Genomic DNA, 14625 nt, shown 5'->3' with positions numbered 1-14625 from the left:
AGCAAGATAGCGCATTCAAACCAATGCTTGAGTCTGCCTTCATAAAAAAATCCCCTGTCCGGCTCACCGAACAGGGGATATGAATGCAACGGGCTCCATGCGTGAAGCACCCGCAGCAGGCTAGGAAACGGGACTCAGGCGGCGCTTGCCTCCCGGGCCTGTTTGGCCTCCGACAGGCGCTTGAGCACACGGGGAATGATCAGCACGGCCAGCACAATGATGATCAGCGTCAGCGACATGGGTCGCTGCAGGAAGATCCACCAGCTGCCCTCGCCGATCGACACTGCGTTGCGCATCTGCGCTTCGGCCAGAGGGCCGAGGATCATGCCCACCACCACGGGAGCGGTGGGGAAGTCGAAGCGGCGCATGATCACACCGAGCAAGCCAATACCGTAAAGCAGGAACAGATCGAAAGCGCTCTGGCGCATGCCGTAGGCACCGACCGTTGCGAAGATCAAAATGCCGGCATACAGCTGGGGACGCGGAATCTTCAGCAGCTTGACCCACAGGCCCACCATGGGCAGGTTGAGCACCAGCAGCATCACGTTGCCGATGTACAGCGAGGCAATCAGCGCCCAGACCAGGGCCGCAGAGCTGGTGAACAGCTGGGGGCCGGGGTTGATGCCGTAGTTCTGGAAAGCGCCCAGCAGCACGGCCGTGGTGTTGCTGGTGGGAATGCCCAGAGTCAGCAGCGGAATCAGGGCTGCGGTCACGGTCGCGTTATTGGCAGCTTCCGGACCGGCCACGCCTTCGATGGCGCCCTTGCCGCCGAACTCGGCCTTGTCCTCGCCCTTGGCCAGCTTCTTCTCGGTCGCGTAGCTCAGAAAGGTCGGGATCTCGGTGCCGCCAGCGGGAATGCAGCCAAACGGTGTGCCCAGCAGCGTGCCGCGCATCCAGGCGGGCCAGGAACGCTTCCAGTCACGCTTGGTCATGTGCACACGGGTCAGCTTGTTCTGCGACTCCTCGACCTTGCCTTCATACATGGCTGCATACAGCACTTCGGCCACGGCAAACAGACCCACGGCCACGAGCACGATGTCGATGCCGTCCAGCAGTTCCATCTTGCCGCCGGTATAGCGCGCAGCACCGGAGATCTGGTCCATGCCGATGCAGCCTGCAGCCAGGCCGACAAACAGCGCCGTCATGCCGCGCAGCGAGCTTTGGCCCAGCACGGCGCTCACGGTGGTGAAGGCCAGCACCATCAGCATGAAGTACTCGGGCGGGCCCAGCTTCACGGCAAAGTCGGCGACATAGGGAGCAAACATGGTCACCACCACGGTGGCAAAGGTACCCGCGAAAAACGAGCCGATCGCAGCGGTTGCCAGCGCCGCCCCGGCTCGGCCGCTCTTGGCCATCTTGTTGCCTTCCATGGCGGTGACCATGGATGCCGTCTCACCGGGAGTGTTCAGCAGAATCGAGGTGGTCGAGCCGCCATACATGGCACCGTAGTAAATGCCGGCAAAAAAGATCATGGATGCCGTCACATCCACCTTGGCGGTGATGGGCAGCAGCATGGCCACGGCCACGGCCGGGCCGATACCGGGCAGCACGCCCACGGCCGTACCCAGGGCACAGCCCACCAGAGCCCACAGCAGATTCGCGGGCGTGATGGCCGTGGCAAAGCCAGCCATCAAAGCATTGAAAATATCCATTACAGCCACCCCGTTTCAGTCAGGCCAGGCAGATTGATGGCCAGGAACTTGGTAAACATCCAGAACACCGGTGCCGCAATCAGCAGCCCCGTGATCACATCCTTGACCCAGGTGGCCGGTGCGGACGCCTGCGGCTGATGCGCGGCTCGGCGCAAGCCCTGCACGGCCAGCACATAGCAGATGGTGCAGCTGAAAACAAAGCCCAGGGTACTGATCAAGGCCGCATTCACCAGCAGACCGGCCGAGACCCAGGCAAAGGGCAGGATGTCGGCCTTGGGCTGGCCGCCCGGGTCGGCCGCATGGCGAAAACCACCGCTGCGTGCTTCCCAGATCAGCAGGGCACCGCAGATACCCAGCACCACTGCGCAGACCCAGGGCAGGAAATTGGGACCGACGCCGCCGTAGCCGGAGTCCGAAGGAATCTGCAGTGCGCCAAAGGCCAGTCCCGCAGCAACCAGCAGCACGCCTGCACCGACAATGGTTTGCGCTCTCTTGGACGGTACGTTGGGGCTCTGCGGCTCGTCGGGGTCTGCATAGGCCGAAACCTGTGCGGCCTCCGCTGCCCGGGCCAGATCTTGGAAGGAATCAGACATGATGAATGTGTGTGATTTCAATGGTTTTCGGAACCCGCCAGAGCCGCCTTGCGGCAGCTCCCACGGCATCATGGGGTTGCACAAACCCTGGCTTGCGCCGTCAGGGGCAGGCCATCAATCAGTGCGGGGAGAAACAGCAGGACACAACGCGATCAGGGCTGAAGTCGCCAGCCCTGTGCCATGTCCATGGAGCGTGTTCACGCTCCAAGGGCCGCTGCAGAACGCAGCGGCCTGGTGATCATCAGATCATGCCGGACTTGGCCATGGTGGCGCGCAGGCTGGCGAACTCGTCGTCCACGAACTTGCCAAAGGCATCGCCGCCCAGCCAGGCAGGTGTCCAGTCGTTCTTCTGCAGCGCTTCAGCCCAGGCCTTGCTCTTGGTGGCCTTTTCGATCTGTGCGACCAGTTCGTCGCGCTGGGCCTTGGAAATACCGGGAGCACCATAGACACCGCGCCAGTTGCCGATTTCCACGTTGATGCCCTGCTCCTTGAGCGTGGGAACGCTGGACGCCGCACCCTTGAGGCGCTGGGCCGAGGTCACCCCGATGGGCTTCATCTTGCCGGTCGCGATGTATTCGGCAAACTCGCTGAAGCCGCTGCCGCCCACGGTGACGTTGCCGCCCAGGATGGCAGAGATAGCCTCGCCGCCCCCACGGAAAGCCACGTAGTTGATCTTGGCAGGGTCCACGCCCACTTCACGGGCAATCATGGCCGCAGCAATGTGCTCGGTGGAGCCGCGAGAGCCACCGCCCCACTTGACGGAACCGGGATCCTTCTTGAGCTGGGCCACCACTTCCGCCATGTTCTTGAACGGCGAATTGGCGGGCAGCACAAACACGTTGTATTCGCTGGTCAGGCGCGCCAGAGGCGTGGCCTGGCTCAGATTGACGGGAGGCTTGCCGGTAATGATGCCGCCCAGCATCACGGCGCCCATGACCATCATGGCATTGGGATCGCCCTTGCTGCCGTTGACGAACTGGGCCAGACCGATGGCGCCGGCAGCGCCGCCCTTGTTGTCATAAGTAACGGAAGAAGCCACACCTGCGTCCTGCAAGGCCTTGCCCAAGGCACGGCCTGTCGTGTCCCAGCCGCCACCCGGGTTGGCGGGCAGCATCATCTTGATGGCCGCCGCGGCCTGGGCCGACAGGGGCAAAGCACCGGCCGCCGCCAGGGCTGCCAGAGACTTCAGAAACGTATCACGACGCATGATGTACTCCTTATGTAGTTAGTGGGTGCAATCATGGACAGCCTGCCTGTCAAACAGCTGTCCAATCACCTAGGGCTATCCCTTAAGCAAGCCCGGTAGTTTCACGACTTGTCTGCGCATTCGCAGCGCAGTGCTATGTTCGGCAGCATGCAATTACTGCTTGTTGAAGATGATTCCGCCATGCGCACCACGCTGCAGCGCACCCTGATGCGCCGCGGCCTGCATGTGGATGTGGCGGCCGACGGCCCCAGTGCCCTTGCTCACTGGCAGGCCCGCGAACCCGATGCCGTGGTGCTGGACCTGAGTCTGCCCGGCCTCGACGGCCTGCAGGTGCTGGAGCGCGCCCGCGCCCTGGGCCTGCGCACGCCGGTGCTGATCCTGACCGCGCGCGGCACCGTGGGCGACCGCGTCATGGGGCTGAACGCCGGTGCCGACGACTATCTGGCCAAGCCCTTTGACCTCGACGAACTGGAAGCGCGCCTGCGCGCCCTGCTGCGCCGCAGCCAGGATAGCTTCACACCCCGATCGGGTTCCGAGGCCATCGTCCTCGGTGCATTGCGCTATGAGAAGGAAAGCGGCGCAATCTATCTCGACGGCAAGGTCCTGGAGCTGACGCCGCGCGAGCTGTCCATGATGCATGCGCTGCTGGCACGCCCCGGCCATGCGGTCACCAAGGAGCGGCTGTTCAGCCTGGTCTTCCCTGGCGAGGTCGATGTGCAATACGAGGCCGTGGAAGTCGTGGCCTACCGCCTGCGCAAAAAGCTGGGCGGCACCGGCGTGCAACTGGTCACCCTGCGCGGTCTGGGCTATCTGGTCAAGGCCGAGGCAGCGGCATGACAGCCAGTCCGGGAAGGACGCGGCCCAGGACAGCCTGGTCGCTGCGGCGCCTGCTGCTCACCGGCATCCTGCTGCCCGTGCTGGCGCTGATTGCCCTCAACGCCTGGAGCCTCTATCAGCAGACCCTGACATCGCTGCACACGGCTTATGACAGAACCCTGCTGGCCTCGGCCAAAAGCATCAGCGAACAGATCGGCGTCACCGGATACGACGATCAGGCACAGCTGCGCGCCATCGTTCCCTATTCGGCGCTGGAAATCTTCGAGGCCGACAACCAGAGCCGCATGTTCTACCGCGTCTCCACATTGGACGGTCAGCTGATTTCGGGCTTTGCGGAGCTGCCTGTCTGGAACGGCAGGATTCCGCAGCGCCCTCCCTATGCGGCGCTGGTGGACTTCTATGACGACGAGTTTCGCGGCCACCCCGTGCGCGTGGCCGTGCTGCTGCAGCCGGTTGCCAGTGCCGACGGACGCGGCATGGCCGTGATCCAGGTGGCTGAAACCCTGGAGCTGCGCGAATCTCTGGCCTTGCAGATTCTGCGTGACACCCTGATTCGTCAGGCCCTGCTGGTGCTGGTCGTCGCGCTGATCGTCATCATTGTGGTGCAGCGCGCCACCCAGCCCATACGCCAGCTCAGCCAGGACCTGCAAGGCCGTGCCCAGGGAGATCTGAGTCCGCTGGCTGCACCCGAGATGCCGCGCGAAGTCCAGCCCCTGCTGGAAGCCACCAACCAGACCATGCAGCGCCTGCAAGGACTGCTGAGCAACCAGAAGCGCTTTGTGCGCGACGCCTCGCACCAGCTGCGCACGCCGCTGGCCGTGCTCAAGGTTCAGGTGCAGTCGGCCAAGCGCGGCGATATTCCACCGGCCCAGGCCTTTGCCGAGATTGACGACACGGTGGACCGCGCCACCCGCGTCGCCAACCAGATGCTGGCCCTGGCCAAGGTCGAGCAGTTGCGCCAGGAAGACAGCAACCAGAACAGCGCCATGCTCGCCCAGCTCGACCATATCGTGCGCGACGTGGCGCTGGAGCTATCCCCGCTGATTGCCGATCACGACATGGACTTCGGCATCGAAACCCAGGCCTGCTGCGTCGCCGCCCATGAATGGATGCTGCGAGAGTTGACCCGCAACCTGCTGCACAACGCCATACGCCACACACCCAGGCACGGGAGTCTGCAGGTCGATGTGCGCGCGCGCAACGGCATGGCCCAGCTGAGTATCGAAGACAGCGGCAGCGGCATCGACGATGAACTGGCCCAGCGGCTGTTCCAGCCTTTTTCGGCGGGCAACGCGCGCAGCGGCTCGGGCCTGGGCCTGGCCATCTGCCAGGAGATCGTGCAAACCCTGGGCGGCCAGATCGAGCTGCGCAATCTGCACGACGAACTTGGCCGCGTGCGTGGCCTGCAGGCGCTGATTCAGCTGCCCCTGCACAATGGCGATACCCTGGACATGGATACTGCTCTGACTTGAATCGCCATCCCTTCACGCCGCAAAATACCGACATGAGTGAAACTGAATCCATGCGTCTGGACAAATGGCTATGGTGCGCACGGTTCTACAAGACCCGCAGCCTGGCTGTGGAGGAAATTGGCAAAGGCCGGGTCACGGTCAACAACGCCAATGCCAAGGCCTCGCGTGAAATCCGCCCGGGCGACCACATCCACCTGCGCCAGGGCAATATTCCCAGGGAAGTCATAGTGCGCGGGCTGAGCGGCATGCGCGGCCCGGCACCCGTGGCCCAGCAGCTGTACGAGGAAACGGCGCAAAGCATTGCCCAGCGAGAACAGCTGGCCGAACAGCGCCGTCTGGCCCCCGAGCCCGCCGAAGCACTGGCGGCCCAGCACACCGGCCGCCCCACCAAGCGTGACCGCCGGGAGATCGACCGCGTGCAGCGCAGCAGTGGCTGGGGCGACCGCTGGAGCGCTTCCATCGATGACTGAAAGCCTTCACCCATGAAGCGCAGGCTGCTGATCTCCACGCTCTCGACCCTGGCAGTTGCGGCAACCGGCGCCTTGAGCTGGTCGTGGCTGCGCAAGCGTCCGGGCAGTACCGAACGTCGATCCGTGATCCAGATGGTCTTCAGTCAGGCGCTGCCGCCACTGAGCGCCCAGCATCTGCAGCTGATACGCCTGCTGCGGGTGCAGTGGATGCCCATAGAGTCTGGGGCACCCGGCTTCGATCCCGTGCAGCCCTTTGGCGGCGATCTGTCCACCCTCGACACAGCCCAGCAAGTGCTGCGCATTCACGATCCTGCTCTGGCCACCCGGCTCCTGGCCGAAGTCTGCCTTTGGCTGCCGGAGTTTGTGGCAAACGCCACCTTGGCGCCCGGTCGCTATGCCTTGCCGCCCGACTTCTCAGGTCAGGCGCCAGACAGCAGCTTCGACTTTCGTCCCGAACACCTGACGCTGCTGCATGCCGCCCTGTGGCGAGAAGTCGGTACCGATGACCTGCCTTATGTCTTGGCCGAGGAGGAAGACGGCCAGGCGATCTGGCCCTTGCCCTATATCGACGGCAAGCGCCCGTATGGCGACCGCAGCTACTACCAGATCGATATGGCCGACATTCTGGGCAAGCCCTACGCCAGGAACGCACAGGGCCAGTACATTTTGCCGCCCCAGAAAGATGAGGCGCTCAAGCAGCTGCACCATCAGACCCAAGCCGCACTGCAGATCCTGCTCATGCATGGAATGCCTTCGGGGATCCGCAGCTTGGCGACCTGAGCCGGACCGGAGATCGGCTGCGGCGAAGCCTATCCCTCATAAAATATGAGCACTTAGCGCTTTATTCCAAAGCTTTTCAGGAAACTTTTACCTTGAAAATCTTTCAAATCTTGCGCAAGCAGCTCTTATTCAAGTAGCAATCAATCATCCTTGATGACGGCCAGACTCGCTCCTGCGCCTGGGCTGCTGGCACTCTTTTCATCTCCCTCGGCCTTCCTCGCGCATGTCTTCCGTTTTTTCAGCACCGCTTTCCTCTCCGTCCTCACTGATTCCCAGATGGCTGCGCCATGCCGGCCTCGCAATGCTGGTCATCGGCAGCGTAGCCTGCTCCGCCAGGATGCCTGCGCCCTCGGCAGCGGCCAGCCCCGCATCGCTCATCCAGGTCAAGAATCCCACGCGCAGCACGCAGGGCTTTGAGCAATGCCCGCAGTTCTTTGCCAATGGCAAAGCCCCCGTGCTCAGCGATCAGCCCAAGCTGCGTGCGCTGTGCTATGACGCGTTTGCCGTGCTGCACAGCGGCCAGAACAAGACTCCCGTCTTCGTCGCTCAGCGTCTGAACAAGGCCCTGGTCGCCGATGCCGACGAAAAGCGCACCAACAAGTTCTACAGCGACGCCCGCCTGCCCCGCGATGAACGCGCCGAGCTGGACGACTACAAGCGCTCCGGCTACTCACGCGGCCACATGGCTCCCGCTGGCGACATGCCGACCGCACAGGCCATGGCCCAGAGCTTCTCGCTGGCCAATATGGTGCCCCAGTCCATCAAGCAGAACAGCGGCCCCTGGGCCCGCATCGAAAAAGACACGCGCAGCTATGCGCAACGGGCCCAGGGCGATGTCTACATCATCACCGGCCCGGTCTTTGATGCCGGCGCGGCCTCCGTTGGCCACAACCAGGTGCGTGTGCCCAGCTTTCTCTACAAGCTGGTCTATGACGCTCAGAGCCAGCGTGCCTGGGCGCACTGGCAGGCCAATGATGATGCGGCCCGCGTCACCGAGCCCATCAGCTACGCGGAGCTGGTGCGTCGCACCGGCATCGAATTCCTGCCCGGCGCTGCGCTGCAAGCCTCGGGCAAGCTCCAGCAGACATCCATGCTCCCTGCGCAGCCACACTGATTTCCCGTGTCCCCAATCAAAAAGCCTGCTGGCGCAAGCCAGCAGGCTTTTTATCTTTCTCTGCCCTACTTGCCCGGCTTGAACAATTCCAGCTCATCCGCCGTCAGCCAGCGCCATTGGCCGGGCTCCAGCTCTTCGGGCAGCTCCAGGCCACCGATTCTTCTGCGGTGCAGACCTTCGACCCGATTGCTCACGGCCGCAATCATGCGCTTGACCTGGTGATACTTGCCCTCGGTCAGCGTCAGATCCAGCACATGGCTGTCCACCTGCTCGCAGGCCGCTGCCTTGACGGGCTTGGGATCATCATCGAGCACGACACCATCCAGCAGCCGCTGTATCTGCTTGGCATCCACCGGATGCTTGCAAGTCACCCGGTAAACCTTGGAGACATGTTTTTTGGGCGAGGACATGCGATGGATGAACTGGCCATCGTCGCTGAGCAGCAGCATGCCCGTCGTATCCTGGTCCAGACGACCCACCGCCTGAACACCTTGCACCGCTCCCTTGTTGGGTCGTTGACGCAGCGGAGCCGGCAGCAAGGTATAGATGCTGGGGTAGGCCGATGGCTTTTGCGAGCACTCGGTGCCGGCAGGCTTGTTCAGCAGCACGTAACCCAGTGCGTGATACTCCCACTCCACGCCTTGCACCCTGAAGCGCAGACCTTCGGGATTCACCTCCTCGGTGGAATCCAGGACCTTCTCCCAGTCGGAGGTCTGTGGGTTCCATAGCTCCACCCAGCCTTGCTGCACCAAGCCGGAGCACACGCGGCGAATGCCAAAGCCCTGTGAATACAACATGTCCTGCAGCTGCATGCTCATCCTTTCCATGTCCGCTACTGCGCAAGCAATATCAAGAATACCGATTGGTCAAATAAAAAACCCCGTAATCTTTCGACTACGGGGTTTTCACTGTAAGAGCCTGACGATGACCTACTTTCACACGGGAACCCGCACTATCATCGGCGCAAAGTCGTTTCACTGTCCTGTTCGGGATGGGAAGGAGTGGTACCAACTTGCTATGGTCATCAGGCATAAACTTTTTGTCAGATTGACGGCGTCTCGATTAACTTCTTAATCTCGCTCACCTTCAGTCAAACGAATTCATAGAGTCTTCAATCAGCTTTTCGATTGCGCCTTTTCGGCATAACTAGAACTTGCGTTCTGTCTTTATTTTTCCAGGCTTACCCAAAGTTATAGGGTCAAGCCGCACGGGCAATTAGTACTGGTTAGCTTAACGCATTGCTGCGCTTCCACACCCAGCCTATCAACGTCGTGGTCTACAACGACCCTTCAGGGGGCTCAAGGCCCCGGCAGATCTCATCTTGAAACGAGTTTCCCGCTTAGATGCTTTCAGCGGTTATCTCTTCCACACTTAGCTACCCTGCGATGCCACTGGCGTGACAACAGGTACACCAGAGGTGTGTCCACTCCGGTCCTCTCGTACTAGGAGCAGGCTTCCTCAAATCTGCAGCGCCCACGGAAGATAGGGACCAAACTGTCTCACGACGTTTTAAACCCAGCTCACGTACCTCTTTAAATGGCGAACAGCCATACCCTTGGGACCGACTACAGCCCCAGGATGAGATGAGCCGACATCGAGGTGCCAAACACCGCCGTCGATATGAACTCTTGGGCGGTATCAGCCTGTTATCCCCAGAGTACCTTTTATCCGTTGAGCGATGGCCCTTCCATACAGAACCACCGGATCACTATGTCCTGCTTTCGCATCTGCTCGACTTGTCAGTCTCGCAGTTAAGCACGCTTATGCCATTGCACTATCGTCACGATGTCCGACCGTAACTAGCGTACCTTCGAACTCCTCCGTTACGCTTTGGGAGGAGACCGCCCCAGTCAAACTGCCTACCATGCACTGTCCCCGATCCAGATAATGGATCCAGGTTAGAACCTCAAACGCACCAGGGTGGTATTTCAACGTTGGCTCCATGCGATCTAGCGACCGCACTTCAAAGCCTCCCACCTATCCTACACAGATCCGTTCAAAGTCCAATACAAAGCTACAGTAAAGGTTCATGGGGTCTTTCCGTCTTTCCGCGGGGAGATTGCATCATCACAAACATTTCAACTTCGCTGAGTCTCAGGAGGAGACAGTGTGGCCATCGTTACGCCATTCGTGCAGGTCGGAACTTACCCGACAAGGAATTTCGCTACCTTAGGACCGTTATAGTTACGGCCGCCGTTTACTGGGACTTCAATCAAGAGCTTGCACCCCATCATTTAATCTTCCAGCACCGGGCAGGCGTCACACCCTATACGTCCACTTTCGTGTTTGCAGAGTGCTGTGTTTTTATTAAACAGTCGCAGCCACCAATTTTTTGCAACCCCTTTGAGCTCCGTTTGTACAACTTCACTTACTTGGGGTACACCTTCTCCCGAAGTTACGGTGTCAATTTGCCGAGTTCCTTCTCCTGAGTTCTCTCAAGCGCCTTAGAATACTCATCTCGCGCACCAGTGTCGGTTTGCGGTACGGTCGTCAATAGCTGAAGCTTAGTGGCTTTTCCTGGAAGCAGGGTATCACTCACTTCGTCTGCAAGCAGACTCGTTATCACCCCTCATCTAAGCCTGGCGGATTTGCCTACCAGGCACGACTACAGGCTTGAACCAACATATCCAACAGTTGGCTGAGCTAACCTTCTCCGTCCCCACATCGCACTATTGATCGGTACAGGAATATTGACCTGTTTCCCATCAGCTACGCATCTCTGCCTCGCCTTAGGGGCCGACTCACCCTACGCCGATGAACGTTGCGTAGGAAACCTTGCGCTTACGGCGAGGGGGCTTTTCACCCCCTTTAACGCTACTCATGTCAGCATTCGCACTTCTGATACCTCCAGCATCCGTTACCAGACACCTTCACAGGCTTACAGAACGCTCTCCTACCACTTGCAATAAATTGCAAATCCGCAGCTTCGGTAACTGGCTTAGCCCCGTTACATCTTCCGCGCAGGACGACTCGATCAGTGAGCTATTACGCTTTCTTTAAATGATGGCTGCTTCTAAGCCAACATCCTGACTGTTTTAGCCTTCCCACTTCGTTTCCCACTTAGCCAATTTTAGGGACCTTAGCTGGCGGTCTGGGTTGTTTCCCTCTTGAGTCCGGACGTTAGCACCCGGTGCTCTGTCTCCCAAGCTGTACTCGTCGGTATTCGGAGTTTGCATAGGTTTGGTAAGTCGCCATGACCCCCTAGCCTAAACAGTGCTCTACCCCCGACGGTAATACTTGAGGCACTACCTAAATAGTTTTCGGAGAGAACCAGCTATTTCCAAGTTTGTTTAGCCTTTCACCCCTATCCACAGCTCATCCCCTAATTTTGCAACATTAGTGGGTTCGGACCTCCAGTACCTGTTACGGCACCTTCATCCTGGCCATGGATAGATCACTTGGTTTCGGGTCTACACCCAGCGACTAGTCGCCCTATTCGGACTCGATTTCTCTTCGCCTCCCCTATTCGGTTAAGCTTGCCACTGAATGTAAGTCGCTGACCCATTATACAAAAGGTACGCCGTCACCCCTAAGGGCTCCGACTTTTTGTAAGCATACGGTTTCAGGATCTATTTCACTCCCCTCCCGGGGTTCTTTTCGCCTTTCCCTCACGGTACTGGTTCACTATCGGTCGATGATGAGTATTTAGCCTTGGAGGATGGTCCCCCCATATTCAGACAGGGTTTCTCGTGCCCCGCCCTACTTGTCTGCAGCCTAGTACCACCGATCGGTTTTCACATACGGGACTATCACCCACTATGGTCGGCCTTTCCATGCCGTTTTGTTAACTGATCGACTATCACTGCAAGGCTCTTCCGAATTCGCTCGCCACTACTATCGGAATCTCGGTTGATGTCTTTTCCTCTGGGTACTTAGATGTTTCAGTTCTCCAGGTTCGCTTCGTGCACCTATGTATTCAGTGCACGATACCTCTTGCGAGGTGGGTTCCCCCATTCAGAAATCTCCGGATCAAAGCTTATTTGCCAGCTCCCCGAAGCTTATCGCAGGCTATCACGTCTTTCGTCGCCTATCATCGCCAAGGCATCCACCATATGCTCTTAGTCACTTGACCCTATAACTTTGGACTCTCTCGTCGAGAATCAAAGCCTGGTGTTCAAAGACTGGTGAGGTCTTGCACCTCACGCGTTATGCCGTAATGTGAATATCTTTGGCTGCATCTTTCGATGCAGCTTAGAGAATATTCGTCATTACTAGATACATTTGCATTCGCAAAATATCTGTTTTGACGCAATCAAAATGTTGCTGGCGGCACGGTGAGTATTTTTCAACTCTTTCCACCAGCAACGCTGATTTCGACTCTATGAATTTTTAAAGAACAGCCTATTGATCAAAGATCAATATAAAAGCAGTCTGATGCAGACTGCTTTTATATTGAATTTGGTTTTTTCGCTTTCACTCTGCTTTTGCTTCGCTTGCGCTTCACATCTGCTGAGCCAACGATTATAGCACCATTAGCGCTATCATTTTTGGTGGAGGATGACGGGATCGAACCGACGACCCCCTGCTTGCAAAGCAGGTGCTCTCCCAGCTGAGCTAATCCCCCGGGATCCTCTGACCAGATATTGGAATCTTGGTGGGTCTAGTTGGGCTCGAACCAACGACCCCTGCGTTATCAACACAGTGCTCTAACCAGCTGAGCTACAGACCCATTCCATGCAGCCCGCTGTTGCTCAGCAGGCCACCTGGCTTGTTCCAACAACCGATAAGTGTGGACGTTCAATTTGAAGCAGCATTTTTCCAGAAAGGAGGTGATCCAGCCGCACCTTCCGATACGGCTACCTTGTTACGACTTCACCCCAGTCACGAACCCCGCCGTGGTAAGCGCCCTCCTTGCGGTTAGGCTACCTACTTCTGGCGAGACCCGCTCCCATGGTGTGACGGGCGGTGTGTACAAGACCCGGGAACGTATTCACCGTGACATTCTGATCCACGATTACTAGCGATTCCGACTTCACGCAGTCGAGTTGCAGACTGCGATCCGGACTACGACTGGCTTTATGGGATTAGCTCCCCCTCGCGGGTTGGCAACCCTTTGTACCAGCCATTGTATGACGTGTGTAGCCCCACCTATAAGGGCCATGAGGACTTGACGTCATCCCCACCTTCCTCCGGTTTGTCACCGGCAGTCCCATTAGAGTGCTCAACTGAATGTAGCAACTAATGGCAAGGGTTGCGCTCGTTGCGGGACTTAACCCAACATCTCACGACACGAGCTGACGACAGCCATGCAGCACCTGTGTGCAGGTTCTCTTTCGAGCACCAAACCATCTCTGGTAAGTTCCTGCCATGTCAAAGGTGGGTAAGGTTTTTCGCGTTGCATCGAATTAAACCACATCATCCACCGCTTGTGCGGGTCCCCGTCAATTCCTTTGAGTTTCAACCTTGCGGCCGTACTCCCCAGGCGGTCAACTTCACGCGTTAGCTTCGTTACTGAGTCAGTTAAGACCCAACAACCAGTTGACATCGTTTAGGGCGTGGACTACCAGGGTATCTAATCCTGTTTGCTCCCCACGCTTTCGTGCATGAGCGTCAGTGCAGGCCCAGGGGATTGCCTTCGCCATCGGTGTTCCTCCGCATATCTACGCATTTCACTGCTACACGCGGAATTCCATCCCCCTCTGCCGCACTCTAGCCTTGCAGTCACAATGGCAGTTCCCAGGTTGAGCCCGGGGATTTCACCACTGTCTTACAAAACCGCCTGCGCACGCTTTACGCCCAGTAATTCCGATTAACGCTTGCACCCTACGTATTACCGCGGCTGCTGGCACGTAGTTAGCCGGTGCTTATTCTTACGGTACCGTCATGACCCGGGGATATTAGCCCCAGGCTTTTCGTTCCGTACAAAAGCAGTTTACAACCCGAGGGCCTTCATCCTGCACGCGGCATTGCTGGATCAGGCTTTCGCCCATTGTCCAAAATTCCCCACTGCTGCCTCCCGTAGGAGTCTGGGCCGTGTCTCAGTCCCAGTGTGGCTGGTCGTCCTCTCAGACCAGCTACAGATCGCAGGCTTGGTAAGCCTTTACCCCACCAACTACCTAATCTGCCATCAGCCGCTCTAGTAGCACAAGGCCCGAAGGTCCCCTGCTTTCATCCGTAGATCTCATGCGGTATTAGCTACTCTTTCGAGTAGTTATCCCCCACTACTAGGCACGTTCCGATGTATTACTCACCCGTTCGCCACTCGTCAGCATCCGAAGACCTGTTACCGTTCGACTTGCATGTGTAAAGCATGCCGCCAGCGTTCAATCTGAGCCAGGATCAAACTCTATAGTTCGATCTTGAATTTAAAGTCTTTCGACTGCTCACTCACTTGACGGAATCAAGAAGAATAAATTCTTCCTCATTACTGTTTTTGTGAGCGTTTGATAACTCCGAAGAGTTTGTTCCGAAGAACTGGCTGCTTGCCCTCAAACGCCCACGCTTATCGGCTGTATTTTTTTAAGGAACCGAGTACAAAATCAGAAGAACCGATCTTGAAT

General features: G+C 58.4%; 9 protein-coding genes, 2 tRNA genes and 3 rRNA genes. 5 read left to right on the top strand and 9 right to left on the bottom strand.

Annotated features, from left to right (window positions below; genetic code table 11):
• Positions 1-134 precede the first annotated feature (134 nt).
• From NOX35_RS07100 to NOX35_RS07090, 3 genes are all read right to left on the bottom strand, one after another.
• Entirely contained in the window at positions 135-1652 is a 1518-nt protein-coding gene (locus NOX35_RS07100; RefSeq protein WP_182286151.1) for a tripartite tricarboxylate transporter permease, read from the bottom strand.
• Positions 1652-2245: a tripartite tricarboxylate transporter TctB family protein gene (locus NOX35_RS07095; RefSeq protein ID WP_182286150.1), complete on the bottom strand. Its 594-nt coding sequence runs from the start codon at positions 2243-2245 to the stop codon at positions 1652-1654. The genes NOX35_RS07100 and NOX35_RS07095 overlap by 1 nt, the downstream gene beginning before the upstream one ends.
• 241 nt (positions 2246-2486) lie before the next feature.
• Positions 2487-3452: a tripartite tricarboxylate transporter substrate binding protein gene (locus NOX35_RS07090; protein ID WP_003057571.1), complete on the bottom strand. Its 966-nt coding sequence runs from the start codon at positions 3450-3452 to the stop codon at positions 2487-2489.
• Positions 3453-3587: 135 nt separating this feature from the next.
• Here NOX35_RS07090 and NOX35_RS07085 point away from each other — a divergent pair, with 135 nt between their 5' ends.
• From NOX35_RS07085 to NOX35_RS07065, 5 genes are all read left to right on the top strand, one after another.
• On the top strand, positions 3588-4289 hold the full coding sequence (locus tag NOX35_RS07085; protein WP_182286149.1) for a response regulator transcription factor: 702 nt from the start codon (positions 3588-3590) through the stop codon (positions 4287-4289).
• On the top strand, positions 4286-5761 hold the full coding sequence (locus NOX35_RS07080) for a sensor histidine kinase (protein WP_182286148.1): 1476 nt from the start codon (positions 4286-4288) through the stop codon (positions 5759-5761). The genes NOX35_RS07085 and NOX35_RS07080 overlap by 4 nt, the downstream gene beginning before the upstream one ends.
• A 32-nt stretch (positions 5762-5793) precedes the next feature.
• Positions 5794-6231, top strand: coding sequence for an RNA-binding S4 domain-containing protein (locus NOX35_RS07075; protein WP_034349508.1), 438 nt, complete (start codon positions 5794-5796; stop codon positions 6229-6231).
• 12 nt (positions 6232-6243) lie between these two features.
• On the top strand, positions 6244-7011 hold the full coding sequence (locus tag NOX35_RS07070) for a hypothetical protein (protein WP_182286147.1): 768 nt from the start codon (positions 6244-6246) through the stop codon (positions 7009-7011).
• A gap of 301 nt (positions 7012-7312) precedes the next feature.
• Complete coding sequence (locus tag NOX35_RS07065) at positions 7313-8125, top strand: DNA/RNA non-specific endonuclease (protein ID WP_256496893.1); 813 nt, start codon at positions 7313-7315, stop codon at positions 8123-8125.
• Positions 8126-8190: 65 nt separating this feature from the next.
• On the opposite strand, the gene NOX35_RS07060 is transcribed toward NOX35_RS07065, so the two are convergent.
• The 6 genes from NOX35_RS07060 to NOX35_RS07035 all read right to left on the bottom strand — a co-directional run bounded on the left by NOX35_RS07060 (position 8191) and on the right by NOX35_RS07035 (position 14420).
• Positions 8191-8937 carry a 16S rRNA pseudouridine(516) synthase gene (locus NOX35_RS07060; RefSeq protein ID WP_256496216.1) on the bottom strand — a complete coding sequence of 249 codons (747 nt, stop codon included), beginning with the start codon at positions 8935-8937 and terminating at the stop codon, positions 8191-8193.
• 104 nt (positions 8938-9041) lie between these two features.
• Positions 9042-9154: ribosomal RNA gene (gene rrf, locus NOX35_RS07055) — 5S ribosomal RNA — on the bottom strand.
• Between the two features lie 165 nt (positions 9155-9319).
• Positions 9320-12197, bottom strand: a 23S ribosomal RNA gene (locus NOX35_RS07050).
• Positions 12198-12613: 416 nt separating this feature from the next.
• A tRNA-Ala gene (locus NOX35_RS07045) sits at positions 12614-12689 on the bottom strand.
• Positions 12690-12717: 28 nt separating this feature from the next.
• Positions 12718-12794 (bottom strand) — tRNA-Ile (locus tag NOX35_RS07040).
• A gap of 93 nt (positions 12795-12887) precedes the next feature.
• A 16S ribosomal RNA gene (locus NOX35_RS07035) occupies positions 12888-14420 on the bottom strand.
• The 16S, 23S and 5S rRNA genes sit together here with 2 tRNA genes alongside, the layout of an rRNA operon.
• Positions 14421-14625 lie beyond the last annotated feature (205 nt).

Source organism: Comamonas sp. C11, from assembly GCF_024496285.1.
GTDB lineage: Bacteria > Pseudomonadota > Gammaproteobacteria > Burkholderiales > Burkholderiaceae_C > Comamonas > Comamonas testosteroni_F.
This window is presented reverse-complemented; position numbering and strand designations above follow the sequence as displayed.